Genomic DNA, 24,563 nt, shown 5'->3' with positions numbered 1-24,563 from the left:
GCGCCGCCTACCATGGCGTCATGCCGCCGAGTCCCCTCCCCGACGTGCCCGCCGTCCAGCTCGTCCTCGCCTCCGCCTCCCCGGCTCGACGGGCGACCCTCCGCTCCGCCGGCGTCGAGCCGGTCGTCGTCGTGAGCGAGGTCGACGAGGACCTGACCGTCGCCGAGGCGACGGATCGCTACGGCCCGCTCGAGCCGGCCGACATCTCGCTGCTGCTGGCCCGCGCCAAGGCCGAGGACGTCGCGGCCCGCGTCGACGCTGGCGTCGTCGTGCTCGGCTGCGACTCGGTGCTCGAGCTCGACGGGGAGGTCCACGGCAAGCCGGGTGACGCCGCGGAGGCCGTGTCCCGGTGGCGCCGGATGCGAGGCCGGTCAGGGGTGCTGCACACGGGCCACTGGCTCGTCGACGAGCGCGGCAGCGGCGGCGCCACGCTGGGCGCGACGGCGTCCACGACCGTCCACTTCGCGAAGCTCTCCGAGGAGGAGATCGAGGCCTACGTCGCCACGGGCGAGCCGCTCACCGTGGCCGGGGCCTTCACCATCGACGGTCTCGGCGGCGCGTTCGTCACGGCCGTCGAGGGCGACCACCACAACGTCGTCGGCCTGTCCCTGCCGCTGCTGCGCGACCTCCTGGCCGATGCCGGGGTCGAGTGGTTCGACGTCGTCGGCGGGGTCGCGAGGGGCGACGGTCAGGGGTAGAGGTCGTCGGTGAGGTTCTCGATGACGAGGTAGTGCTCGGTCCACCACCACATCTGGGCCGCGCCGATGACGACGATGAGCCCGAGCAGCCAGTAGCGGTAGCGCCGCCACCAGCGCAGCTTGAGGAACCACGCGATGACGAGCGTCATCGGGAACGCGAGCAGGGCGTAGCGCACGCGGCTCGGCGTCGTGCTCGTCACGAGGATGATGTACGCCGGATAGGCGCCCGCCCAGCCCCAGATCTCCGGGCCCCAGCGCCACGAGTTCTTCGTCAGCATGAACCACGTGAACGCGGCGATGCCCAACACGCCCGCGACCTGCCCGACGACCCCCCAGTAGTCGTAGAGGAGGTTCCACCACAGGTAGAGCTTGATCTTCGTCTCGATGTTCCAGGCGAGCATCGTGTCGTTGTACGCGTTGGGCGTGTCGGTCGCGATCGTGACGATCGTCGGCCAGAGGAAGGTCAGGGCCCCCGCGTATGCGGCGAGCGCCGCCAACCCGACGCGCAGACGCACCGGGTGCTCGCCCTCGTCACCCTGCCGCCACCGGACGACCGCGTGGGCGATGATGACCGGCACCATCGCGATGACGACGTTGCGGCTCAGGGACAGGACGAGGAGCGCCAGAGCCACCCACCAGTACTGCCGCTTGCGGAGCAGCCACAGGACGGTGACGACGCCCAGCAGGGCCGTCGACTCGGTGTAGGAGGCCGAGAAGGCCGGCGACGCGATGAAGAAGCACGTGGCGACGACGGCGACGATCGCCTCCCAGCGACCGACGGCCTGGTCGACGAGCTTGAAGAGGACGTGCATCGCGGCGAAGCCGATGACGATCGACAGCGTCGGCGCGACGACGGCGAAGGGCAGGCCGGTGACCTTCATGATGAGTCCGGCGGTCATCGGGAACACCGGGAAGAAGGCCCACGGGTTCATGTCGATGCCGCCCCAGCCGACCCGGGGCAGCACCGCGGGGTAGCCCTGCTCGGCGATGACGCGGTACCACTGGCCGTCCCAGCCCGTCATGACCGCGGCGTAGCCGGGGTCGGCGGGCGAGGGGTAGAAGATGCGGATGTTGGCCGTGCCGATGGGCAGCGGGATCTGGTAGCGCGAGAGGTAGGTCGCGGCGACCCAGACGAAGAGACGCGAGACGGCGAAGACCGCGAACGGGAACCAGACCGGGAAGCGGCGCCAGAACGGCTGCTTCCGCTCGAGGTCCCGGTCGGGGTGCTCGAGCCTGTGACCGAGGCGCGGCTCAGACCGGCGGGACGGAGCGTCGGCGCTCGCTGAAGTGACGGTCACGCCGGGAAGCATAAGCCAGTCGGCGCACCAGGTCCGAGCGCAGCTCATCCGCCTCGATAATGGAGTCGAGGACCAGATCGGCCGCGAGACGCTCGATGTCGACGTCCTCCTCGTACTCCCGCCGCCGGTCTGCCACGAATCGTGCCTGTTCGTCCGGGTCGGCGATCTCGGCGATCTTGTTCGCGTAGACGGCGTTGACGGCAGCCTCCGGCCCCATCACCGCGATGCGCGCAGTCGGCAGCGCGATCGTGGCGTCAGGTCCGAAACCGGGTCCGCCCATGGCGTAGAGCCCCGCCCCGTAGGCCTTGCGGACGACGACGCAGAACTGCGGCACGGTCGCGGACGAGACGGCGCTGACCATCTTGGCGCCGTGACGGATGATGCCGCCGCGCTCGACCTCGGAGCCGATCATGAAGCCGGGCACGTCGGCGAGGTAGACGAGCGGGATGTTGAAGGCGTCGCACAGCCAGATGAAGCGCGCGGCCTTGTCGGCGCTGTCGGTGAAGAGCACGCCGCCCTTGACCATCGAGTTGTTGGCGACGATGCCGACGGTCTGGCCCTCGAGACGGCCGAAGCCGATGACGAGCTCGCCGGCCCAGAGGGGCTTGAGCTCGAAGAAGGAGTCGTCGTCGACGAGCCCGTCGATGACCTCGTGGACGTCGAAGGGCACCGACTCCCGCTCGGGCACGGTCGCACGGGTCAGCGGCGTCGCGGGCTCCTCGGCGGCATACGTGGGCGGGTGGTCGCGCCAGCTGCCGGGGACGTAGGAGAAGTAGAGCTTGGCCAGCTCGATGGCCTCGGCGTCGTCGTGGGCGAGCAGGTCACCGACACCGGAGACCGTGCAGTGCATCCGGGCGCCGCCCATCTCCTCGAGGGAGACCTTCTCGCCGACGACCATCTCGGCCATGCGCGGGCTTCCGAGGTACATCGACGCATTGCCCTCGACCATGATGATGAGGTCGCAGAAGCTGGGGATGTAGGCGCCGCCCGCGGCACTCGGACCGAAGAGGCAGCAGATCTGCGGCACCTTGCCCGAGAGCGCCACCTGGTTGTGGAAGATGCGCCCGGCGCCGCGGCGGCCGGGGAACATCTCGACCTGGTCGGTGATGCGGGCGCCTGCCGAGTCGACGAACCAGAAGACCGGCAGCTCCTCACGCAGTGCCATCTCGGTGGCGCGGACGATCTTCTCGACGGTCCGGGCGCCCCAGGAGCCGGCCTTGACGGTCGGGTCGTTGGCGATGACGATCGCCGCTCGTCCGTCGACGGTGCCGCGTCCCGTGACGACGCCGTCGGCCGGGAGACCCGGCGCCAGGGCGTTGGCGTAGCGGCCGTCCTCGACGAACGAGCCCTCGTCGAAGAGCAGCGCGATGCGGTCGCGGACGTAGATCTTGCCCTGCGCGTCGAGCTTGGCCTGGGCCTTCTCCGGCGCGCTGGCGGACGCCGTGTGGGCGGCCGCGAGACGGGTCCGGACGTCGGCGACGCGCGGGTCGCCGTGCGGGTCGCCGTGCGGGTCAGGGCTCGGCGTGGTGCCGGGGGTGGTGCTCGGTGCGGTCCCGGTCATGCCGGCAGACCCATCCCGCGGGCGATGAGCATGCGCTGGACCTCGGACGTGCCCTCGCCGATCTCGAGGATCTTGGCGTCGCGGTAGAAGCGGGCCACGGGGTACTCCTCCATGAAGCCGTTGCCGCCGAAGACCTGCGTCGCGATCCGGGTGGCCGTGACGGCCGCCTCGGTCGAGTAGAGCTTGGCGATGGCGGCAGCCTGCTTGACCTCCTTGACGGAGCGCTTGCCGGCGTGGAGCTCGTCCTTGAGCCACGCCGCCTTGTAGGTCAGCAGCCGGGCGCCCTCGACCATGACCGCGAGGTCGGCCAACTGGAACGAGACGCCCTGGTTGACGCCGATCGGGCGGCCGAAGGCGACGCGGGTCTTCGCGTAGTCGGTGGCGAGCTCGAGGCAGGCCTGGGCGCAGCCGACGGCGAGTGCCGAGATGGCGATGCGCCCGTCGTCGAGGGTCTTGAGGAACTGCTTGAAGCCCTCCCCCTCCGCGCCGAGGAGGTGGTCGGCGGGGACGCGGCAGTCCTCGAACGTGAGGCCGTGGGTGTCGGAGACGTGCCAGCCGAGCTTGTGGTACGCCGGCTCGACGACGAAGCCCCGGGTGCCGGCGGGCACCATGATCGCCGAGATCTGCGGCGAGCCGTCCTCGTTCGTGCCGGTGCGCGCGGTCACGGTGACGACGGACGTGATGTCGGTGCCGGAGTTCGTGATGAAGGCCTTGGCGCCGTTGACGACCCACTCGTCGCCGTCGCGGACGGCTCGCGTGCGGGTCGCACCGGCATCGGAGCCGGCCTCGGGCTCGGTGAGGCCGAAGCCGGCGAGGGCGCGGCCGGCGACGAGGTCGGGCAGGAAGCGCTGCTTCTGCTCCTCGGTCCCGTAGGTGAGGATGGGGTTGATGCCGAGCCCCACGCCCGCGGACAGCGTGATGCCGATCGACTGGTCGACGCGGCCCAGCTCCTCGATGGCGACGCAGAGGCTGGTGAAGTCGCCGGACTCCCCTGCGCCGCCGTACTCCTCCGGCACGACGAGGCCGAACAGCCCGAGGTCACCCATCTTCGGCACGAGGTCGGCCGGGAAGTAGGCGGCGGCGTCCCACTTGGCGATGTGGGGCGCGACCTCCTTCTCGGCGAAGTCGCGGACGACCATCCGGAAGTCCTCGTGGTCCTGGCTGAGCTCGAACATCGCTGTTCTCCTGAAGGGGTGGCGGCCATCACGCGCTCGTGACGCGTGCTTGACGTTGACGTAAACGTAAAGCACTATCGACCCCATGACAAGTGACACCTCGACCACGCACCGGTCCTCGCGGACCGGCGAGACGTGGACCATCGCCCAGGTGGCCGAGGCGTTCGACGTCACCCACCGGACGGTGCGCCACTACGAGGACCTCGGGCTCATCTCCCCCGAGCGTCGCGGCACGCAGCGCGTCTACCACCGCCGCGACCGCACGCGCCTCGGCCTGATCCTGCGCGGCAAGCGGCTCGGTTTCCCGCTCGAGGAGATCCGCACGATCATCGACCTCTTCGACGCCCCGCGCGGTCGTCGCACCCAGCTCGAGTACGTCCTGGACCAGATCGACGAGCGCCGCACCGACCTCGAGCAGCGGCTGCGGGACGTGCAGGACGCCATCGCCGAGCTCGGCGAGTTCGAGCGCCGCTGTCGCGACGACCTCGGGCGCCTCGACCACGTGTGAGGGGCCGGGCCCCGCGTGACACGATGGGGACATGAGCGCTGAAGACACGAAGATCTCCGCCTACGCCCACCCCGAGCGGCTCGTCACGACCGAGTGGCTCGCGGAGCAGGTCTCGGCCGGCGGCATCGGCGGCCCGGACGGGATCGTGCTGCTCGAGTCCGACGAGGACGTCCTGCTCTACGAGACCGGTCACATCCCCGGCGCGCTCAAGATCGACTGGCACGTCGACCTCAACGACCCCGTGACGCGCGACTACGTCGACGGCGCCCGGTTCGCCGAGGTGATGGGTCAGCGCGGCATCAGCCGCGACACGACCGTCGTCATCTACGGCGACAAGAGCAACTGGTGGGCGGCCTACGCCCTCTGGGTCTTCAGCCTCTTCGGCCACGATGACGTCCGGCTGCTCGACGGTGGCCGGGCGAAGTGGGTCGCGGAGGGCCGCGAGCTGACTCGCGAGGTGGCGTCCCCGACGGCCGTGGACTACCCCGTCGCCGAGCGTGACGACGCCCCGATCCGCGCGTTCAAGGACGACGTCCTCGCGCACCTCGGCAAGCCCCTCGTCGACGTCCGCTCCCCCGGCGAGTACTCCGGTGAGCTGCTCCACATGCCCGACTACCCCCAGGAGGGGGCGATGCGCGGCGGACACATCCCCGGCGCGAAGTCGGTGCCGTGGGCGCGCGCTGCCGACGAGGACGGCTCGTTCAAGTCGCGCGAGGACCTCGAGGCGATCTACCTCGAGGAGCAGGGCCTGACGCCGTCCGACGACGTCGTCGCGTACTGCCGCATCGGCGAGCGCTCGTCGCACACGTGGTTCGTCCTGACCCACCTGCTCGGCTTCGAGGCCGTGCGCAACTACGACGGCTCGTGGACCGAGTGGGGCAACGCCGTGCGCGTGCCCATCGAGAAATGACCCCGACGCGAGACAGGAGCCCCTCGTGAGCGACACCCCGCTGCCGGCCTCCCTGGCCGAGATCGCCGAGGACTTCCGCTCGGCGAGCAACGACCTCAAGCTGCAGCTCCTGCTGGAGTTCAGCGACGAGCTACCGGGACTGCCCGAGCGTTATGCCGGCCACCTCGACCAGCTCGAACGTGTCGACGAGTGCCAGTCGCCGCTCTTCCTCACGGTCGAGGTCGCCGAAGGCCCCTCGCTCGAGGACCGGGTCGTCAGCCTCTTCTTCGACGCACCCGCTGAGGCCCCGACGACCCGCGGCTTCGCCGGCATCCTGCACGAGGGTCTCGACGGCCTCTCGGCCGCCGAGGTGCTGGGCGTCCCCGACGACGCCCCGATGCGCTTCGGTCTCGCCGAGGCCGTGTCACCCCTGCGCATGCGCGGGATGGTGGCCATGCTCGGCCGCATCAAGCGCCAGGTACGCGCCAAGACCGCCGTCTGACCCCGCCACTCACCGCCCCTATGTCAGTGCCCCACCCAGCGGGGCACTGACATAGCCGCCAACCCCACCGCCCGCCGGGCACCCACCCGCACGCGCTACGTCAGTGCCCCACCCAGCGGGGCACTGACGTAGCCGCCGAGCCCGGCCACCTGCTGGGCAACCACCCGCGCTCGCTACGTCACTGCCCCACGGGGCGGGGCAGTGACGTGGCGATCTGTCCACACCCCCCGGGACGTGTCGCTCGCCTGTGGATCGTGAACGTACGACCTCGCTGCAGTGTCGGCACCGACGCCGATGATCACGACCATGAGCCCGGAACGGATGCAGGCAGAGGACGTGGTTGCGCGTTACGTCGTGCGGGCACGCCGACTCGCCGACCTCAGCCAGCGCGAGCTCGCAGCACGGGTGGGAGTCTCGTCGAGCACCGTGGGTCGCTACGAGACCGGCTCCGTGGCGCCTGGCTTCGGCATCTTCGCGGAGATCCTCGCGCTCGCGGGGCTCCACCTCGCCGTCGTCGACGGTGACGGGAACGAGGTGATGCCCGTGCCGGTCGACACCGTGCGGGACAACCAGGGGCGACGGTTCCCTGCCCACCTCGACGTCGCCCCTCCGGACGAGGTGCCCTTCGAACGCTGGGCCTTCCCGCGCTACGACCGGCCCGAGGCTCGGGGCTGGTTCCGCCACCGGGCCGCCCGGGACGAGCTGGCCGAGGCCGCACCCCTCAGAGGACGCCCGACCGACCATCCGACTGAGGCGGCGCTCACGCTGCGCCATCGCCTCATGCGAGGGCGGCAGCCTCGTATCGACGCACCACCGATGGCCGACGTCGAGTGCGCGTGCCTCGACGTCTGCTTCGAGGAGCTGTGCACCGCTGCATGTCCCTGCCAGTGCGAGCCGCGCGGCCTCAGGGTCCGCAGACGCCTCGCGCTCCCCGGCGAAGACGAAGGCGACGACGCGCGCCTGGGCCCGGCGGGGCGCCTCGGCACTCCGCCGCCCATCGTGTAGTGCTCGGATGATCGTCGCCCACGGTGTCTGGCGGCGCTCGGGCACACCGACCCCCTCAGGCAACACCAGAGCGCGGGAGCAACGGACGACGCGTGGGTCAACCCCCGATGCGGGTGCGCACCTCGTAGAGCTCGGGGAAGAAGGTCAGGTCGAGGGCGCGGCGCAGGAAGTCGACTCCCGTCGAGCCGCCGGTGCCGGTCTTCTGCCCGATCGTGCGCTGCACGACCTGGAGGTGGCGGAAGCGCCACTGCTGGAAGTTGTCCTCGAGGTCGACGAGCTCCTCGCACGTCTCGTAGACGCCCCAGTGCTCGTTCGGCTCGGCGTAGACGGCCGCGAAGACGTCGACGAGCCCCTCGTCGTGGCGGTAGGGCTGGGTCCAGTCACGGTCGAGCAGGCCTGCCGGGACGGCATACCCACGTCGACCGAGGTAGGCGAGGAACTCGTCGTAGAGGCTGGGCTCGTGCAGCAGCGCGTCGAGCGCCGAGCGGGCGCCCTCGTCATGCGAGAACACGGCCACCATGTCGGCGTTCTTGTTGCCGAGGAGGAACTCGACCTCGCGGTACTGCGCCGACTGGAAGCCCGAGCTCGCGGCGAGGAAGGGGCGGATCTGCGCGTACTCGCTCGGCGTCAGCGTCGCGAGCACCGACCACTGGTCCGTCAGGGTGTGCTGGATGTGCTTGACGCGGGCGAGCCTCTTGAGCGCCGGCGCCAGCTCGTCGTCCCTGAGCAGGCTTCTGGCAGAACGGAGCTCGTGGATGAGGAGCTTGAGCCACAGCTCCGACGTCTGGTGCTGGATGATGAAGAGCAGCTCGTCGTGCTGGGGCGGCTCGCTCAGCGGCTGCTGCGCGCTGAGAAGGGTGTCCAGCCGCAGGTAGTCGCCGTAGGACATCTTGCGCGTGAAGTCGCGCTGGATCCCCTCCTCCAGGTCGCGCTTGCTGCGTCGGTCGGGCCCTCCCGGGGCGGCACTGTCCATGCCGGCGATCTTAGGGGTGGGGTCAGCGCGACCGCGGACGGATGCTGACGAGGTGGGACACGACGCCCGGCACCCAGCCGGTCTCGCCGCGCATCCACCGCGCACCGACGAGGTTGTGCGGCACGACCACCGTGTCGGCACGTGCCGCCACGAGGCCGAGGTCGGTGCCGAAGACGTCGGTGACGACGGCCCAGTCCCGCGCGCTGTGGCGCGCGAGGTGCTCGCCGATGGCCACGGCATACGTCTCGACGACGACGTCCGGCCCCTCTCCCGAGCCACCCTCGTCGGCCCAGCGGCGGTAGGCCGTGTCGTAGTGGGCGCCGATCGACGCGAGGTCGTCGACGTCCACCCCTTCAGCGGCGGCGTGCTCGAGCGCCGAGGCGATGCGGTCGCGCTCCTCGTCACCGAGCGGCACCGCGACCGGGCGCCCGGTGACGTCGGGGCTGAGCGCGTCGTCCGGGTCCTCGCCGACGCCGGGCTCCAGGCCCGCGGGCTCGTCGGTGTCGTCCTTGCCCTTGCGCGAGAACAGTCCCATGCCCGCCAATCTAGTGGCTCGGACCCACCCCGGGTCAGGTCAGCCGAAGGTGTCCGGGTCGGGGCCGGTGCGCGTGCCCCGGTCGAGTCCCGCGAGGGCCTCGAGGTCGTCGTCGCCGAGGCGGAAACCGAAGATCTCGACGTTCTCCGCGATGCGGGCCGGGGTGACCGACCGCGTCAGCACGACGTTGCCGAGCTCGACGTGCCAGCGCAGCACGAGCTGGGCCGGCGTGACCGAGTGCTTGGCGGCGAGGTCGCGGACGACCGGGTCGTCGAGCAGGCCGGCGCGCACGGCGAGCGGGCTCCAGGCCTCGGTGACGATGCCGTGCTCGGCATGGAAGGCGCGCAGCTCACGCTGCTGGAGGTAGGGGCTCAGCTCGACCTGGTTGACCGACGGCAGGACTCCGGTCTCGTCGAGCAGGCGCTGGAGGTGGGGCACCTGGAAGTTGCAGACACCGACCGAGCGGACCCGGCCCTCGCCCTGGAGCTCGAGCATCGCCCGCCACGCGTCGACGTAGGCGTCCTGCTGGGGCGCCGGCCAGTGGATGAGGTAGAGGTCGAGGACCTCGATGCCGAGGCGCTGCATCGACGCGTCGAAGGCGGCGGGGACGTTCGTGTGGTCGTCGTTCCAGACCTTCGTCGTGACGAAGACGCCGTCGCGGTCGACGTCCTCGCGGGCGAGGACCCGGCCGACGCCCTCCTCGTTGCCGTAGATCCGGGCGGTGTCGATGTGGCGGTAGCCGTCGTCGAGGGCCTGCCCGAAGGCGGCGTCGACGGCACGGTCCGGGACCTCCCAGACGCCGAAGCCGATCTGCGGGATGGCCAGGCCGGGGGTGGAGGCGTGGCCGAGGTCGAGGGTCGGGGCGGACTCGTGTGTCGTCATGCCGTCCACGCTAGGTCGAGGCGGACCGAGGCGGTGTGCGCGACCTCACTCCGAGACGACCGGGAATACGCCGGAGGACGCCGAATTGACGTGACGTCAGCCCGATAGAGTCCGATCCATGGCACCCATCAGCAAGGTACTGATCGCAAACCGTGGTGAGATCGCCGTCCGCATCGCGCGGGCGTGCGCGGACAGTGGGATCGCCTCGGTCGCGGTCTACGCCGACCCGGACCGGGATGCCCTGCACGTCAAGGTCGCCGACGAGGCGTACGCCCTCGGGGGCTCGACCCCCGGTGAGAGCTACCTCGTCCAGGAGAAGCTGCTCGACGTCGCCCGTCAGGCCGGGGCGGACGCGGTCCACCCCGGCTACGGCTTCCTCGCCGAGAACGCGTCGTTCGCCCAGGCCGTCATCGACGCCGGGCTGGTCTGGATCGGCCCCGGACCGCAGGCCATCGACTCGCTGGGCGACAAGGTCAAGGCGCGCCACATCGCCACGAAGGCCGGCGCACCGCTCGTGCCCGGCACGAAGGATCCCGTCTCCGGGGCCGACGAGGTCGTCGAGTTCGCGAAGGAGCACGGCCTGCCCGTGGCGATCAAGGCGGCCTACGGCGGCGGCGGACGCGGCCTCAAGGTCGCCCGCGCGATGGAGGAGATCCCCGACCTCTACGACTCGGCCGTCCGCGAGGCCGTGACGGCGTTCGGCCGTGGCGAGTGCTTCGTCGAGCGCTTCCTCGACCACCCACGCCACGTCGAGACCCAGTGCCTCGCCGACCAGCACGGCAACGTCGTCGTCGTCTCGACCCGCGACTGCTCGCTCCAGCGCCGCAACCAGAAGCTCGTCGAGGAGGCCCCCGCACCCTTCCTCACCGAGGAGCAGCACACCGAGCTGCTCCGCGCGAGCAAGGCGATCCTCAAGGAGGCCGGCTACGTCGGCGCCGGCACGTGCGAGTTCCTCGTCGGGCCGGCCGGCGACATCAGCTTCCTCGAGGTCAACACGCGCCTGCAGGTGGAGCACCCCGTGACCGAGGAGGTCACCGGCATCGACCTCGTGCGCGAGCAGTTCCGCATCGCGAACGGCGAGTCCCTCGACTACGGCGACCCCGAGCCCCACGCCCACTCGATCGAGTTCCGGATCAACGGCGAGGACGCCGGCCGGGGCTTCCTCCCGGCCCCGGGCACCGTCAGCCGCATGGTCGTGCCGCAGGGCCCCGGCGTGCGCTGGGATGCCGGCATCGTCGAGGGCGACACGGTCGCCGGCGCGTTCGACTCCATGATCGCCAAGCTCGTCATCACCGGCCGCACCCGCGAGCAGGCCATCGAGCGCTCCCGTCGGGCGCTGGCCGAGCTGACCATCGAGGGCATGCCGACCGTCGTCCCCTTCCACCGCGCGGTCGTCGCCGACCCGGCCTTCGCACCGGCCGACGGCGCGCCGTTCACGATCCACACCCGCTGGATCGAGACGGAGTTCGACAACACCATCGAGGCGTATGCCGGCCCGGCGGCCGACACGGCCGAGGCGGAGGAGCGCCAGACCGTCGTCGTCGAGGTCGGCGGCAAGCGCCTCGAGGTCTCGCTCCCGGGCGGCCTCTCGCTCGGTGGTGGCGGGGGCGCCTCCGCGGCGAAGAAGAAGGCGCCCAAGCGGTCTGGCGGTGGCAAGTCCGGTGGCGCCGCCTCCGGCGACTCCCTCACGGCCCCGATGCAGGGCACCATCGTCAAGATCGCCGTCGAGGAGGGTGCGACCGTCGCGGCGGGTGACCTCATCATCGTCCTCGAGGCGATGAAGATGGAGCAGCCGATCACCGCCCACAAGGCCGGTGTCGTCTCCGGCCTGACCGCGAAGGTCGGCGAGACCGTCACGTCGGGCGCCGTGCTCGCCGAGATCGCGGACGTCGTCGAGGCCTGAACGACGCAGAACGGACAACGACGAGGGCCGACCTGCCGCGAGGCAGGTCGGCCCTCGTGCGTGCGCCCCCGGGTGAGCGGCGCTCGCGTCAGCCCTGCCTGGCGGGCGGGTCGCCGAGGGTGATGTCACCCTCGCCCGATCCGGGCAGGTTGGGGTCGGGGACGCCGGGCAGGTCCTGCTCACCCGCGGGCTCGCCGGCTGGCGGGATCTCCGACGGTCCTGGTCCACCGGGCAGGTGGGGGTCGACGGGGGCCGGGTCGGTCGGGTCGACCGGGGGCCTCGGCTCGGTGGGTCCCGGAGCGGGCGCCGGGGTCGGGGTGGGCACGGGTTCCGGTGTGGGCGCAGGCGCCGGGGTCGGAGCCGGCTCGGGCGTCGGAGCCGGGGCGGGGCTCGGCGCCGGCGCGGGCGGGGCCGGCGGCTCAGGGGCGCCGGGCGGCTGAGTGCCCTCCGCGTCGGCTGGCAGCCCGAGGCTCTCCTTGAGCGTGTCGGTGCCCTGGTCGACCTGGTCTGCGTACTTGCCGCCGGTGCGCTCGTTGATGAGCTCCTCGGCCTTGTCGAGACCCTGCTCGGCCTGCTCGGGGTGACCCTTGACGAAGTCCTTGGCCTTCTGGATCCAGTCGCTCACTGCGTGTGCCTCCACGGTCCGACCTGCCCAGGAACGTCCGACCCGCGGCCCGGGCGACCTCCCTGACGTGGCGACGACGCCGCCACCGTCCCGACGCTACGCCTCTGGCACACTGCACGTGTGTTTGCGACCCTCACCACTGCCACGGCCGAGCAGCCCGTCTTCTCCGTGGCGAACCTCGTCATCCTCATCGTCGTGGCGGCGATCCTCTACCCGCTCCAGAAGAAGCTGCGCCAGGTGGTCTCGCGCCGCCGACGCGAGCGGTGGGCCGAGGAGGACCGGCGCGCAGACCTCGAGCGCGGTCCGGCAGACCGGCCGGCGCCGGGCGACGAGCAGCCCTGAGCCACCGACGGCGTATGCCGTCCGCCCGGGTCCCGCGGCGACGCTGGCCTGCGCCTCGTCCCGCGTCGTCCCGCGTCGTCCCGCGCGGGTGTCAGTCGGACTGGTGCAGCTGGCGCGCCGCCTCGGCGATCGAGCCGGAGAGCGAGGGATAGACCGTGATGGTGCTCGACACCTGGTCGACGCTGAGCCGGTTCTGCACGGCCAGCGCCACGGGGTAGATCAGCTCTGAGGCCTTCGGCGCGACGACGACGCCGCCGAGCACCGTGCCGTAGCCCTTGCGGCAGAAGAGCTTGACGAAGCCGTCGCTGATGCCCTGCATCTTGGCGCGCGGGTTGCGGGCGAGCGGCAGGGTGACCGACTCGACCTCGGGTGACTCGTCGGCGGCGTTCTGGCTGATGCCGACCGTCGCGATCTCGGGCTCGGTGAAGATGTTGGCGGCGACCCCCCGGACGTTGAGCGGCGACACGGCGTCGCCGAGCGCGTGCCACATGGCGATGCGGCCCTGCATGGCCGCGACCGACGCGAGGGGCAGCACCCCGGTGCAGTCGCCCGCCGCGTAGACGCCGCCGGCACTGGTGCGCGAGACGCGGTCGACCTGGACGTGTCCGGAGGGGCTGAGCTCGACGCCGGCCTCCTCGAGGCCGAGGCCCGCAGTGTTGGGCACGGACCCGACGGCGAGCAGCGCGTGCGAGCCCTCGACCGTGCGGCCGTCGACGAGGGTCACGACGACGCCGTCGGCGGTGCGCTCGACCGAGGCCGCACGCGACTTGTTGAGGACCTCCATGCCGCGCTTGCGGAAGACGTCCTCGATGACGGTGGCGGCGTCGGCGTCCTCGCCGGGCAGCACCCGGTCACGGGAGGAGACGAGGACGACCTGGGAGCCGAGGCCGAGGTAGGCCTGGGCGAGCTCGGCGCCGGTGACACCGGAGCCGATGACGATGATGCGCTCGGGCAGCTCCTCGAGGGAGTAGATCTGCTGCCAGGTGAGGATGCGCTCGCCGTCGGGCCGCATCGTGTCCATGACGCGGGGCGCAGCGCCCGTGGCGACGAGGACGACGTGGGCGGTGAGCTCCCGCGTCGTGCCGTCGGCGAGCTCGGCGACGACGCGCTCGCGACCGGCGAGCCGGGCGGTGCCGCGCAGGACCGTGACGCCGACCTGCTCGAGGCTGCCCTGGATGTCAGCGCTCTGGGCGGCCGCGAGCTCGAGGATCCGGTCGTTGACGGTGTGCGCCTGGGCGACGGCGTCGGACACCTCGTCACCGTCGTCGTCCTGCAGACGCACGCCGAGGCGCGAGGCCGTCTCGAAGTCGGACATGTAGTCGGCGGTCGCGATGAGGGCCTTGCTCGGCACGCAGTCCGTGAGGACCGCCGCGCCGCCGAGGCCGTCCTTCTCGACGATCGTGACCCGCGCCCCGAGCTGGGCCGCGACGAGGGCCGCCTCGTAGCCGCCGGGGCCGCCGCCGATGATGACAACGGATGTCTCGCGCGTGATCACGGGACCATCCAACCATCCCCCGCGCCGAGGCCCGGCCGGCCCCCGAGCCGCCGCCCGGGGAGCGGTTCCTGCGCCGCGACGACCTCGCTAGAGTCCTGAGCGTGACCAGTTCCCACCGCGATCTCAGCGACCCCTCCACCGACCCCTTCGACGTCGCCGCCGACGCCGCCGCCGTCATCGCCGAGCGCACCGGCGTCGACCACCACGACGTCGCGCTCGTGCTCGGCTCGGGCTGGGGCCAGACCGCCGACCTCATCGGTGAGACGCTCGCGACCGTCGACAACGCCGACGTCCCCGGCTTCCACAAGGCCGCCGTCGCCGGCCACTCCGGCAGCATGCGCTCGGTCGCGATCGGCGACACCGGCCGTCGGGCCCTCGTCTTCGGCACCCGCACCCACTTCTACGAGGGACGCGGCGTGCGGGCGGTCGTCCACGGTGTGCGCACCGCGAAGGCCGCGGGCTGCTCGACGATCGTCCTGACCAACGGGTGCGGCGGCCTCAACCCGGCCTGGGCGCCCGGCACCCCGGTCCTCATCCGCGACCACATCAACCTCACCGCGCACTCCCCCATCGAGGGTGCGAACTTCGTCGACCTCACCGACCTCTACACCCCGCGGCTGCGCGACCTCGCCCGCGAGGTCGACCCCGACCTCGACGAGGGCGTCTACGTCCAGTTCCGGGGCCCCCACTACGAGACCCCGGCCGAGGTGCAGATGGCCAAGGTCATCGGCGGCGACCTCGTCGGCATGTCGACGAGCCTCGAGGCGATCGCCGCGCGTCAGGCCGGGCTCGACGTCCTCGGCATCTCGCTCGTCACCAACCTCGCCGCGGGCATCTCGGACCAGCCGCTGAGCCACGCGGAGGTGCTCGAGGCCGGCCAGGCCGCCGCCGAACGGTGCGGCCGTCTGCTCGCAGCAGTCGTGGGGCGTCTCTGATGACGACCGTCGACACGACCGAGACGTTGTATGCCGCGGCGCGCGCGTGGCGCGACGACGACCCCGACCCGACGACGCGTGACGAGCTCGATGCCGTCCTCGGGCGGGCCGCCGCGGGAGACGCGGAGGCCGCCGCCGACCTCGCCGACCGCATGGCGGGCCTGCTCGAGTTCGGGACCGCGGGCCTACGCGGGGCCCTCGGCGCCGGCCCCAACCGGATGAACCGCAGCGTCGTCATCCGCGCGGCAGCCGGCCTCACGGCATACCTCAAGGACGAGGGGCGCGCCGGCGAGGCGCCGACCGTCGTCGTCGGCTTCGACGCGCGCTACAACTCCGACGTCTTCGCCCGCGACACGGCCGCGGTCGTCGTCGCGGCCGGCGGTCGGGCGCTGCTGCTGCCCCAGCCCCTTCCGACGCCGGTCCTCGCGTTCGCGATCCGCCACCTCGGCGCCGATGCCGGCGTCATGGTGACGGCGAGCCACAACCCGCCTCAGGACAACGGCTACAAGGTCTACCTCGGCGATGGCAGCCAGATCGTGCCGCCGGCCGACGCCCAGATCGCCGCCCACATCGGTCGCGTCGAACGGGTGGCCGACGTGCCCCGCGTGTCGGAGGGCTGGGAAACGCTGGGCGACAACCTCCTCGAGGACTACGTCGACGCCGTCGTCAGCGTCGTCGACCCGCACTCACCGCGCGACCTGCGCATCGTCCACACGAGCCTGCACGGCGTCGGCCACGGCACGGTGCACACGGCCTTCGTCCAGGCGGGCTTCGCGGCCCCGGTCGTCGTCGACGAGCAGGCCGTGCCGGACCCGGACTTCCCGACCGTCGCCTTCCCGAACCCCGAGGAGAAGGGTGCGATCGACCTCGCGCTCGCCCGTGCGCGCGCCGTCGGCTGCGACCTCGTCATCGCCAACGACCCCGATGCCGACCGCTGCGCCGCCGCCGTGCTCGACCCGGCGCTCGGCGACTGGCGGATGCTGCGCGGCGACGAGGTGGGGGCACTGCTCGGCGCGCACATCGTGCAGCGAGGTGTCTCGCGCCGCGACGTCTTCGCCAACTCCATCGTGTCCTCGCGCCTGCTCGCGTCGATCGCCAAGGCGGCCGGGCTCGCCCACGAGGAGACGCTGACCGGCTTCAAGTGGATCTCCCGCGTCGACCGGCTGCGCTACGGCTACGAGGAGGCGCTCGGCTACTGCGTCGCCCCGCAGCTCGTCCGCGACAAGGACGGCGTCAGCGCCGCCCTCCTGCTCGCCGAGCTCGCGGCCGGCCTCAAGGCGCAGGGTCGCACCCTCATCGACCTGCTCGACGACCTCGCGATCGAGCACGGCGTCCACGCGACCGACTCGTTTGCGGTGCGCGTCTCGGACCTCGCCCAGACCGACACCCTCATGGGCCGCCTGCGCGCCGAGCCACCCACCACCGTGGCCGGCGTCGACGTCGCCCGCGTCGACGACCTCGCGGAGGGCGACGGTGGGCTGCCGCCGACCGAGGGACTGCGCTACCACCTCGCCGACCGCTCGCGGGTCATCGTCCGCCCGAGCGGCACCGAGCCCAAGGTGAAGGTCTACCTCGAGGTCATCGAGCCGGTGGCCGGTCCGGCGTCGCTCGGGGAGTCCCGTGCGGTCGCCGAGACGCGCCTCGCCCGGGTCCGGGCCGACCTGGAACGCCTCACGTCCCTGTGACGCCGCTCCACGCGTACGCCATCGACGGCGTACGCGTGGGGCCGGGTCACCCTGGCCCGTCGGAGCGGGCCCCGTCAGAGCGGGCCCCGTCAGAGCGGGCCCCGTCAGACGACGAACGTGCCGATGACGAAGAACGCGAGGCCGACGAGGAGCAGGCCGACGGACGCCGGGTCCCAGACCTGGTGCGCGATGCGTGGCGTCCGACCGTCCTTGCGCTTGCGGTCGGCGCTCATCCGGGCCTCGACCTCGGCCGCGACGGCCTGCGCCTCGACCTTCGACTTCGCCGGCTCCTCGGTGGTCCCCTTGCCCCGCACCTTGTTGGCGCCCACGGTCAGCATGCCGCGGCCGTACCTCGGACGACCGGGGTCGGCCGGCACCCCCCACGCGGTGTAGCGGCGGCCGTCCGCCACGACCTCGAGCGCCCAGCGTGACCTGACCTCGCTGATGGCCGGCCACGTGACGTCGACGACCCGCAGCGGGTTGACGAGTCGGATCCCCTCGGCGTGGATGACGACGCAGGGGCGCACGACGAAGAGCCACAGGAGCACGAGTGCGAGCACCACGGTCGAGATGAGCGTCCAGCTGCGCGGCTCGGTCAGCACTCCGGGGACGAGCAGGGCGACGCCGGCCGCCGCGCCGATGACGCCGACGGTGACCGACGAGCCGGGCCGGAGCGTGCGGGCATCGCGCAGGGCGACGCGCTCGGGATGCTCCTCGGCGGGTGAGTCGGAGGGCAGCGGGGACACGTCGGGGCTCACGGACAGACTCTCTCACGCGTCACGGGCCGTCTCGATAGGTGGATAGACTCCCGTGGTGACAGTTAGCACCACGACGCGCACCGCGCAGGACCTCACCGCGCAGGCGCGGGACGTCCTCGGGGTGTCGCGCCTGACGAACCATGCCCTCACCTCCTGGCTGCACGGCCTGCCCGGAGTCGACCAGGTCGGCTGCGAGGCGCGGGCCGCGTCCCTCGGCACCCGCTCGATCAAGACGACGAGCAAGGCCTGGGCGATCGACACCGCCATCGGGATGATCGACCTGACCACTCTCGAGGGCTCCGACACGGTCGGCAAGGTCCGGTCCCTGTGCGCCAAGGCCCTCGTGCCCGACCCGCTCGACCCCACGACGCCGCGTCCCGCCGCCATCTGCGTCTACGGCGACATGGTCGCGACCGCGAAGGCCGCGCTCGGCGACAGCGGCATCCACGTCGCCGCGGTGGCGACGGCCTTCCCGTCCGGTCGCGCCAGCATGCCGGTCAAGCTGGCCGACACCCGCGACGCCGTCGAGGCCGGCGCCGACGAGATCGACATGGTCATCGACCGCGGTGCGTTCCTCTCGGGTGACTACCTCACCGTCTTCAACCAGATCACCGAGGTCAAGCAGGCCTGCGGCACGGCGCACCTCAAGGTCATCATGGAGACCGGCGAGCTCGTCACCTACGACAACGTCCGCCGCGCCTCGTACCTCTCGATGCTCGCGGGCGGTGACTTCATCAAGACCTCCACGGGCAAGGTGCAGCCCGCCGCCACCCTGCCCGTCACGCTCATCATGCTCGAGGCCGTGCGCGACTGGCGCGACCTCACCGACAGCCAGGTCGGCGTCAAGCCGGCCGGTGGCATCAAGACGACCAAGGACGCCATCAAGTACCTCGTCATGGTCAGCGAGATCGCCGGCGACGACTGGCTCTCGCCCGAGTGGTTCCGCTTCGGTGCCTCGAGCCTGCTCAACGACCTCATCCTCCAGCGTCAGAAGCTCGCCACGGGTGCCTACTCCGGCGCCGACTACGTGACGATCGACTGACTGTGACTGCCTGACTGACCGACCGCGCCTCACACGACAGCGCCCACGAAAGACACCCTGATGCCGAAGTTCGAGTACGCCCCAGCGCCGGAGTCGCGCGCCATCGTCACGATCGAGAAGTCCTACGGTCTCTTCATCGACGGTGCGTTCACGCGTCCCAAGGCGACCTTCCCCACCGTCAACCCCGCCGACGAGACGGTCCTCGCCGAGGTGAGCCAGGCCGGCCCCAAGGACGTCGACAAGGCCGTCGCCGCGGCCCGCCGCGCCTACGAGGGCGTCTGGGGCCGGATGAGCGGCGCCGAGCGCGGCAAGTACCTCTTCCGCATCGCCCGCATCCTGCAGGAGCGCGCCCGCGAGTTCGCCGTCCTCGAGTCGCTCGACAACGGCAAGCCGATCAAGGAGACCCGCGACTTCGACGTGCCGACCGCCGCCGCGCACTTCTTCTACCACGCAGGCTGGGCCGACAAGCTGGAGTATGCCGGGCTGGGTGCTCCGGGGGACGCGCCGGCCCGCGCGCACGGTGTCGTCGCACAGATCGTCCCGTGGAACTTCCCGCTGCTCATGCTCGCGTGGAAGGTGGCGCCGGCGCTGGCCACCGGCAACACGGTGGTGCTCAAGCCCGCCGAGACCACTCCGCTCAGTGCGCTGCTCTTCGCCGAGGTGTGCCAGCAGGCCGACCTGCCCGCCGGAGTCGTCAACATCGTCACGGGTGACGGCCGCACCGGTCAGGCGCTCGTCGAGCACCCTGACGTCGACAAGATCGCCTTCACCGGCTCGACCGAGGTCGGCAAGATCATCGCCCGGTCGATCGCCGGGACCGCCAAGAAGGCCACCCTCGAGCTCGGTGGCAAGGCCGCCAACATCATCTTCGACGACGCGCCCATCGAGCAGGCCGTCGAGGGCATCGTCGGTGGCATCTTCTTCAACCAGGGCCAGGTCTGCTGCGCCGGCTCGCGCCTGCTCGTCCAGGAGAACATCCACGACCAGGTCATCGCCAAGCTCAAGCGGCGCCTGCAGACGCTGCGCGTCGGCGACCCCCTCGACAAGAACAGCGACCTCGGCGCGATCAACTCGCGCGAGCAGCTCGACCGCATCACGATGCTCGTCGACGCGGGGGTCGCCGAGGGTGCCGAACGCTGGAGCCCGGCATGCACGTTGCCCACCAAGGGCTTCTGGTACCCGCCCACGCTGCTGACCGGCGTCTCGCAGACGCACCGCGTCGCGACCGAGGAGATCTTCGGCCCGGTCCTGACCGTTCTGACCTTCCGCACGCCCCAGGAGGCGGTCGCGAAGGCCAACAACTCCGCCTACGGCCTCTCCGCCGGTGTCTGGACCGAGAAGGGCTCGCGCATCCTCTGGATGGCTGACCAGCTCAAGGCCGGCGTCGTCTGGGCCAACACCTTCAACCGCTTCGACCCCAGCTCGCCGTTCGGCGGCTACAAGGAGTCGGGCTACGGCCGCGAGGGCGGTCGCCACGGCCTCGAGGCCTATGTCACCACCGCCCCTTCGACCCTGACGGGAGCCGCCCGATGAGCCGCCTCGACGTGCGCAAGACCTACAAGCTCTACATCGGGGGCAAGTTCCCGCGCAGCGAGTCCGGGCGCTCCTACGAGGTCGTCTCTGCCTCTGGCGAGTTCCTCGCCAACGCGGCCATGGGCTCGCGCAAGGACGTCCGCGACGCGGTCGTCGCCGCGCGTGCCGCCCTGCCCGGCTGGTCTGGTGCCACCGCCTACAACCGCGGGCAGGTGCTCTACCGCGTCGCCGAGGTGCTCGAGGGTCGCCGCGCCCAGTTCGTCGAGGAGGTCGCCGCGAGCGAGGGCCTGACGGCTCGCGCGGCGGGTGCCGTCGTCGACGCCGCGATCGACCGTGTCGTCTGGTACTCCGGGTGGACCGACAAGATCGCCCAGGTTCTCGGCAACCTCAACCCGGTCGCCGGACCGTTCTTCAACGTGTCGGCTCCCGAGCCGACGGGTGTCGTGGGAGTGCTTGCGCCGCAAGCCTCCTCGCTGCTCGGGCTCGTGTCCGTCGTGGCCCCGGTCATCGCGTCGGGCAACACGGCCGTCGTCGTGTCGTCGGCCGCTCGTCCGCTGCCGGCGGTGACCTTCAGCGAGGTGCTCGCGACGTCCGACGTGCCCGGTGGCGTCGTCAACATCGTCACGGCACAGACCGCCGAGGTCGCCACGTGGCTCGCGGCGCACCGCGACGTCAACGCCATCGACCTCACCGGTGTCGCCGGCGCCGAGGGCGTCGACTGGGCCGCGCTCGAGGCGGAGGCCGCCGGCAACCTCAAGCGCGTCTACCGACCGGCTCTGGCCGACGGCGCTCCCGTCGAGCCCGACTGGAACGCCGACCCCGGTCTCGGTCGCATCCGGGCCTTCGTCGAGACGAAGACCGTCTGGCACCCCAAGGGTCTCTGACCCGGTCCCTGGACCTGGTGGAGGAGGGCGAGGTGGCGTCGGTCGACCACCGCTCGGGCGACACCGCGGGCGAGCAGCCCGCGGGTCGGACCGGCGCCGACCCCGCCGGTGCGCCGGCGACCGGCGGGACCGGCCGTGACCGCCGCCGCGTCATCCTCCTGACCGAACCGAGCGGAGCCGGCAAGAGCCGGCTCTCGGCACGCCTCAGCACCACCCACGGGTGGCCGGTCGTGCGGCTCGACGACTTCTACCGCGAGGCCAGCGACCCGCAGCTGCCCCGCTCCCCCCTGGGCATCCCCGACTGGGACCACGCCGACTCGTGGGACGCCCAGGCCGCAGTCGAGGCGCTGCGGACGCTGGTCGACGACGGCCGCGTCGAGGTGCCCGTCTACGACATCGGCGCCTCTGCGGTGACGGGTCGGCACGTCGTGGAGGCCCGCCCCACCGACTTCGTCCTCGCCGAGGGGCTCTTCGCGGGACGTCTCGTCGAGCCGCTGCGCCGGGAGGGACTGCTCGCCGATGCCCTGTGCGTGCGCCAGAACCGCAGCCTGACGGCCCTGCGCCGCTTCGTGCGTGACCTGTCAGAGCGTCGCAAGCCGCCGCACATCCTCGTGCGGCGTGGGCTCGCCCTGTGGCGCGACGAGCCCCGGGTCGTCGCACAGGCACGCGCAGACGGCGCCCGCTGCCTGCATCCCCGACAGGCGGAGTCCGAGCTCGGCACCCTCCTCGGGGTCGGTGCCTCGACGTGAGGCTCGTCGGTCTGCTCGGAGGCATGAGCTGGGAGTCGAGCGCGGAGTACTACCGCCTCGCCAACGAGCTGGTCCGTGAGCGGGTCGGCGGTCTGGCCTCGGCGCGACTGCTCCTGCACTCCGTCGACTTCGCCGAGGTCGAGCGGCTCCAGGCGGAGGACCGCTGGGACGAGGCCGGCGCGCTGCTCGCGACGGCGGCCGCGGGACTGGAGGCCGGCGGGGCCGAGCTGCTCGTGCTGTGCACCAACACCATGCACAAGGTGGCTCCCGCCATCGAGGCTGCCGTCTCGATCCCCCTGCTGCACATCGGCGACGTGACCGCGCGGGCGGTGCGCGCTGCGGGCCTCGTACGAGTCGGTCTGCTCGCCACCTCCTACACGATGGAGCAGGACTTCCTGCGCGACCGTCTCGCTGGTCACGGGCTCACCGTGCTCGTGCCCGACGGCGGCGACCGCGCGGTGGTCCACCGCATCATCTACGAGGAGCTGTGCCTCGGCGTCGTGACCGAGGAGTCCCGGCAGGCCTACCGCGACGTCATCGCGCGGCTCGTCGCTGCCGGCGCCGAGGGTGTCATCCTCGGCTGCACCGAGATCGAGCTGCTCGTCGACCAGTCCGACGCGGACGTGCCGGTCTTCCCGACGACGCGCCTGCACGTCGAGGCCGCCGTCGACGCCGCGCTCGCGGACGACTGACCCCTCTGTCCCTCACGCCACACGGCCGGTTCGAGGTGATCGCGCGCCCCCAGCGGGCGTCACGGTCACCTCGGACCGGGCGAGGTACGGACGCTCTCAGGCGATGGGCGGGGCCTGGTAGCCGAGGGCTGCGTAGCCTGGCTTGATGACGTCGTCGATGAGTGCCAGACGCTCGTCGAAGGGGATGAAGGCCGACTTCATGGCGTTGATCGTCACCCAACGCAGGTCCTCGAGGGTCCAGCCGGCCTCGTCGCGCAGCAGGGCCGCCTCCTTGCTCATCGACGTGTCGCTCATGAGCCGGTTGTCGGTGTTGAGCGTGACGCGGAAGCGCAGGCGACGCAGCAGCGTGATCGGGTGCAGCGCGATCGACGGCGCCGCGGAGGTCTGCAGGTTGCTGCTCGGGCACATCTCGAGGGGGATGCGCTTGTCGCGCACGTAGGCCGACAGGCGCCCCAGACGCACGCGGCCCAGCTCGAGCGACGTCAGCGCGTCGGCCTCGTCCTTGTTCCCCTCGACCCACTGCGCGAAGGGTGCGCCGTCGATGGTGATGTCGTCGACGATGCGGACACCGTGACCGAGACGGTCCGCGCCGCACCACTGGATCGCCTCCCAGATCGACGGCAGACCGAAAGCCTCCCCGGCGTGGATCGTGAAGTGGAAGTTCTCGCGGCGGAGGTACTCGAACGCGTCGAGGTGACGGGTGGGCGGATAGCCGGCCTCTGCGCCGGCGATGTCGAAGCCGGACACGCCCTCGTCGCGGTAGCGGATCGCGAGCTCCGCGATCTCGGTCGACTTCGCCGCGTGGCGCATCGCCGTGAGCAGCGAGGTGACCCGGATCGGGTGACCGGCGGCCGCCGCCTTGGCCTCTCCGTCGCGCAGACCGGCGTTGACGGCCTCGACGACTCCCTCGAGCGTCAGACCCCGGGTCAGGTGCTGCTCCGGCGCATAGCGGCTCTCGGCGTAGACCACGCCGTCGGAAGCCAGGTCCTGGGCGCACTCGCTCGCGACCCGGAACAGGCCCTCGCGCGTCTGCATGACGGCCAGGGTGTGGTCGAAGGTCTCGAGGTAGCGCGGGAGCGACCCCGAGTCGGCGCTCTCACGGAACCACGTGCCGAGGGCGGCCGCCTCGGTCTCGGGCAGGGCGTCGTAGCCGACGTCCGCGGCCAGCTCGATGATCGACTGGGGGCGCAGGCCGCCGTCGAGATGATCGTGGAGCAGGACCTTGGGAGCGCGCAGCACGTCATCCGAGCTCACGACGCATCCCCGGCCGCCGTGTCGGCGTCCTCCTCGCGATGGACCGAGTCCGGGCTGAAGGCCGGCAGGCAGACGGCGACGTACTCCGCGCCCTCGGGACCGCACGAGTAGCGGATGCGCTCACCGCCGCGCGTGATCACCGACTGGCCCGCGCCCACCTCGAGCGTGCCGCCGTCGTGGTCGATGAGCACCGTGCCGGCGAGGACGAGCGTGATCTCGTCGAACTCGGGGGCCTGGAAGGGCTCGGACCATCCGGCCGGCGCCACCATGCGAGCGACCGAGACCGAGCCCTGCAGACGGGCGTCAGGAGTGTTGACGGCACCGATGTGCTCGTCGATGACCTTGCCACCGGGAACGGGGATGCGGGTCGGGGAGGGGATGAGTTCAGGCACGGACCAACCCTAGTCCCTCCGACTCGGACGCCCCATCCCCTGGCGGTGAGCGGCCCGACGGGGATCGGACCGGTGTCGGAACGGCAGAGCCACACCGTCAAAAGGGCATGGAAATGCGACAACCCCGCCAACGGTGTTGGCGGGGTTGTCGTGAATGGTTGTCCGGCTGCGTCCTACTCTCCCACACCGTCACCAGTGCAGTACCATCGGCGCTGAAGGGCTTAGCTTCCGGGTTCGGAATGGAGCCG

The 24,563-nt window shown here is 71.6% G+C and carries 25 protein-coding genes and 1 rRNA gene; 14 read left to right on the top strand and 12 right to left on the bottom strand.

Translation table 11 applies throughout. The annotated features are described in order from the left end of the window. Nucleotides 1-20: 20 nt before the first annotated feature. Entirely contained in the window at nt 21-698 is a 678-nt protein-coding gene (locus tag ASH01_RS06400) for a Maf family protein (RefSeq protein WP_056773222.1), read from the top strand. On the opposite strand, the gene ASH01_RS06395 is transcribed toward ASH01_RS06400, so the two are convergent. Genes ASH01_RS06395 through ASH01_RS06385 form a run of 3 tightly spaced genes read right to left on the bottom strand, consistent with a single transcriptional unit; the run spans nt 689 to nt 4,732 of the window. Beyond that, nucleotides 689-1,996 (bottom strand): hypothetical protein, encoded by a 1,308-nt coding sequence (locus ASH01_RS06395; protein ID WP_235508756.1) that lies wholly within the window; start codon nt 1,994-1,996, stop codon nt 689-691. The genes ASH01_RS06400 and ASH01_RS06395 overlap by 10 nt on opposite strands. Beyond that, a complete protein-coding gene (locus tag ASH01_RS06390; RefSeq protein ID WP_056773143.1) occupies nt 1,950-3,557 on the bottom strand; it encodes an acyl-CoA carboxylase subunit beta in 1,608 nt (535 codons plus the stop codon). Before ASH01_RS06390 ends, ASH01_RS06395 begins: the two co-directional genes overlap by 47 nt. Beyond that, nucleotides 3,554-4,732 (bottom strand): acyl-CoA dehydrogenase family protein, encoded by a 1,179-nt coding sequence (locus tag ASH01_RS06385; protein WP_056773141.1) that lies wholly within the window; start codon nt 4,730-4,732, stop codon nt 3,554-3,556. The genes ASH01_RS06390 and ASH01_RS06385 overlap by 4 nt, the downstream gene beginning before the upstream one ends. Before the next feature lie 85 nt (nt 4,733-4,817). Here ASH01_RS06385 and ASH01_RS06380 point away from each other — a divergent pair, with 85 nt between their 5' ends. The 4 genes from ASH01_RS06380 (at nt 4,818) to ASH01_RS06365 (ending at nt 7,636) form a co-directional block, all read left to right on the top strand. After that, the gene (locus ASH01_RS06380) at nt 4,818-5,240 is read left to right on the top strand and encodes a MerR family transcriptional regulator (RefSeq protein WP_056773138.1); all 423 of its coding nucleotides are present in this window, start codon (nt 4,818-4,820) and stop codon (nt 5,238-5,240) included. A gap of 31 nt (nt 5,241-5,271) precedes the next feature. After that, nucleotides 5,272-6,150 (top strand): sulfurtransferase, encoded by an 879-nt coding sequence (locus tag ASH01_RS06375; RefSeq protein WP_056773135.1) that lies wholly within the window; start codon nt 5,272-5,274, stop codon nt 6,148-6,150. 25 nt (nt 6,151-6,175) lie between these two features. Next, a complete protein-coding gene (locus ASH01_RS06370) occupies nt 6,176-6,631 on the top strand; it encodes a SufE family protein (protein WP_056773129.1) in 456 nt (151 codons plus the stop codon). 306 nt (nt 6,632-6,937) lie between these two features. Then, nucleotides 6,938-7,636 carry a helix-turn-helix domain-containing protein gene (locus tag ASH01_RS06365; RefSeq protein ID WP_162263865.1) on the top strand — a complete coding sequence of 233 codons (699 nt, stop codon included), beginning with the start codon at nt 6,938-6,940 and terminating at the stop codon, nt 7,634-7,636. 97 nt (nt 7,637-7,733) lie between these two features. On the opposite strand, the gene kynA is transcribed toward ASH01_RS06365, so the two are convergent. Genes kynA through ASH01_RS06350 form a run of 3 tightly spaced genes read right to left on the bottom strand, consistent with a single transcriptional unit; the run spans nt 7,734 to nt 10,026 of the window. Next, nucleotides 7,734-8,609, bottom strand: coding sequence for a tryptophan 2,3-dioxygenase (gene kynA, locus ASH01_RS06360; RefSeq protein WP_056773122.1), 876 nt, complete (start codon nt 8,607-8,609; stop codon nt 7,734-7,736). 22 nt (nt 8,610-8,631) lie between these two features. Next, nucleotides 8,632-9,144, bottom strand: coding sequence for a DUF3806 domain-containing protein (locus tag ASH01_RS06355; RefSeq protein ID WP_056773111.1), 513 nt, complete (start codon nt 9,142-9,144; stop codon nt 8,632-8,634). A 39-nt stretch (nt 9,145-9,183) separates the two neighbouring features. Beyond that, on the bottom strand, nt 9,184-10,026 hold the full coding sequence (locus ASH01_RS06350; RefSeq protein ID WP_056773220.1) for an aldo/keto reductase: 843 nt from the start codon (nt 10,024-10,026) through the stop codon (nt 9,184-9,186). A gap of 118 nt (nt 10,027-10,144) precedes the next feature. Here ASH01_RS06350 and ASH01_RS06345 point away from each other — a divergent pair, with 118 nt between their 5' ends. Next, nucleotides 10,145-11,929, top strand: a complete 1,785-nt coding sequence (locus ASH01_RS06345; RefSeq protein ID WP_056773106.1) for an acetyl/propionyl/methylcrotonyl-CoA carboxylase subunit alpha — start codon at nt 10,145-10,147, stop codon at nt 11,927-11,929. An 88-nt stretch (nt 11,930-12,017) separates the two neighbouring features. Here the strand turns inward: ASH01_RS06345 and ASH01_RS23580 are convergent, their stop codons facing one another. Continuing rightward, the gene (locus tag ASH01_RS23580) at nt 12,018-12,554 is read right to left on the bottom strand and encodes an antitoxin (RefSeq protein WP_056773096.1); all 537 of its coding nucleotides are present in this window, start codon (nt 12,552-12,554) and stop codon (nt 12,018-12,020) included. Between the two features lie 120 nt (nt 12,555-12,674). Between ASH01_RS23580 and ASH01_RS06335 the strand changes: the two genes are divergently transcribed. Further along, nucleotides 12,675-12,896: a hypothetical protein gene (locus ASH01_RS06335; protein ID WP_056773095.1), complete on the top strand. Its 222-nt coding sequence runs from the start codon at nt 12,675-12,677 to the stop codon at nt 12,894-12,896. Nucleotides 12,897-12,987: 91 nt separating this feature from the next. On the opposite strand, the gene ASH01_RS06330 is transcribed toward ASH01_RS06335, so the two are convergent. Further along, entirely contained in the window at nt 12,988-14,391 is a 1,404-nt protein-coding gene (locus tag ASH01_RS06330; RefSeq protein WP_056773093.1) for an NAD(P)H-quinone dehydrogenase, read from the bottom strand. 101 nt (nt 14,392-14,492) lie between these two features. Between ASH01_RS06330 and ASH01_RS06325 the strand changes: the two genes are divergently transcribed. Further along, nucleotides 14,493-15,326 (top strand): purine-nucleoside phosphorylase, encoded by an 834-nt coding sequence (locus ASH01_RS06325; RefSeq protein ID WP_056773089.1) that lies wholly within the window; start codon nt 14,493-14,495, stop codon nt 15,324-15,326. Beyond that, nucleotides 15,326-17,011, top strand: a complete 1,686-nt coding sequence (locus ASH01_RS06320; protein ID WP_056773086.1) for a phospho-sugar mutase — start codon at nt 15,326-15,328, stop codon at nt 17,009-17,011. The genes ASH01_RS06325 and ASH01_RS06320 overlap by 1 nt, the downstream gene beginning before the upstream one ends. Before the next feature lie 104 nt (nt 17,012-17,115). On the opposite strand, the gene ASH01_RS06315 is transcribed toward ASH01_RS06320, so the two are convergent. After that, the gene (locus tag ASH01_RS06315; RefSeq protein WP_056773083.1) at nt 17,116-17,769 is read right to left on the bottom strand and encodes a PH domain-containing protein; all 654 of its coding nucleotides are present in this window, start codon (nt 17,767-17,769) and stop codon (nt 17,116-17,118) included. A 55-nt stretch (nt 17,770-17,824) separates the two neighbouring features. Between ASH01_RS06315 and deoC the strand changes: the two genes are divergently transcribed. From deoC to ASH01_RS06290, 5 genes are read left to right on the top strand one after another with little or no spacing between them, the layout of a single operon-like run. Beyond that, entirely contained in the window at nt 17,825-18,811 is a 987-nt protein-coding gene (gene deoC / locus ASH01_RS06310) for a deoxyribose-phosphate aldolase (protein WP_082619521.1), read from the top strand. Nucleotides 18,812-18,871: 60 nt separating this feature from the next. Further along, on the top strand, nt 18,872-20,344 hold the full coding sequence (locus tag ASH01_RS06305; protein WP_056773080.1) for an aldehyde dehydrogenase family protein: 1,473 nt from the start codon (nt 18,872-18,874) through the stop codon (nt 20,342-20,344). After that, a complete protein-coding gene (locus tag ASH01_RS06300) occupies nt 20,341-21,228 on the top strand; it encodes an aldehyde dehydrogenase family protein (RefSeq protein WP_056773078.1) in 888 nt (295 codons plus the stop codon). The genes ASH01_RS06305 and ASH01_RS06300 overlap by 4 nt, the downstream gene beginning before the upstream one ends. Before the next feature lie 32 nt (nt 21,229-21,260). Then, nucleotides 21,261-21,977 (top strand): uridine kinase family protein, encoded by a 717-nt coding sequence (locus ASH01_RS06295; RefSeq protein WP_235509547.1) that lies wholly within the window; start codon nt 21,261-21,263, stop codon nt 21,975-21,977. Next, entirely contained in the window at nt 21,974-22,669 is a 696-nt protein-coding gene (locus ASH01_RS06290) for an aspartate/glutamate racemase family protein (RefSeq protein ID WP_056773075.1), read from the top strand. The genes ASH01_RS06295 and ASH01_RS06290 overlap by 4 nt, the downstream gene beginning before the upstream one ends. A 96-nt stretch (nt 22,670-22,765) precedes the next feature. Here ASH01_RS06290 and ASH01_RS06285 read toward each other — a convergent pair whose 3' ends face one another. From ASH01_RS06285 to rrf, 3 genes are all read right to left on the bottom strand, one after another. Next, nucleotides 22,766-23,923 (bottom strand): adenosine deaminase, encoded by a 1,158-nt coding sequence (locus tag ASH01_RS06285; RefSeq protein WP_056773074.1) that lies wholly within the window; start codon nt 23,921-23,923, stop codon nt 22,766-22,768. After that, nucleotides 23,920-24,315, bottom strand: coding sequence for a cupin domain-containing protein (locus ASH01_RS06280; protein WP_056773071.1), 396 nt, complete (start codon nt 24,313-24,315; stop codon nt 23,920-23,922). Before ASH01_RS06280 ends, ASH01_RS06285 begins: the two co-directional genes overlap by 4 nt. A 160-nt stretch (nt 24,316-24,475) precedes the next feature. Next, a 5S ribosomal RNA gene (rrf, locus tag ASH01_RS06275) occupies nt 24,476-24,563 on the bottom strand; the annotation flags it as partial.

This window comes from Terrabacter sp. Soil811 (assembly GCF_001429655.1).
Taxonomy (GTDB): domain Bacteria; phylum Actinomycetota; class Actinomycetes; order Actinomycetales; family Dermatophilaceae; genus Terrabacter.
Note: the sequence above shows the minus strand (reverse complement) of the source record. Positions and strands in the feature narration are given on the sequence as shown.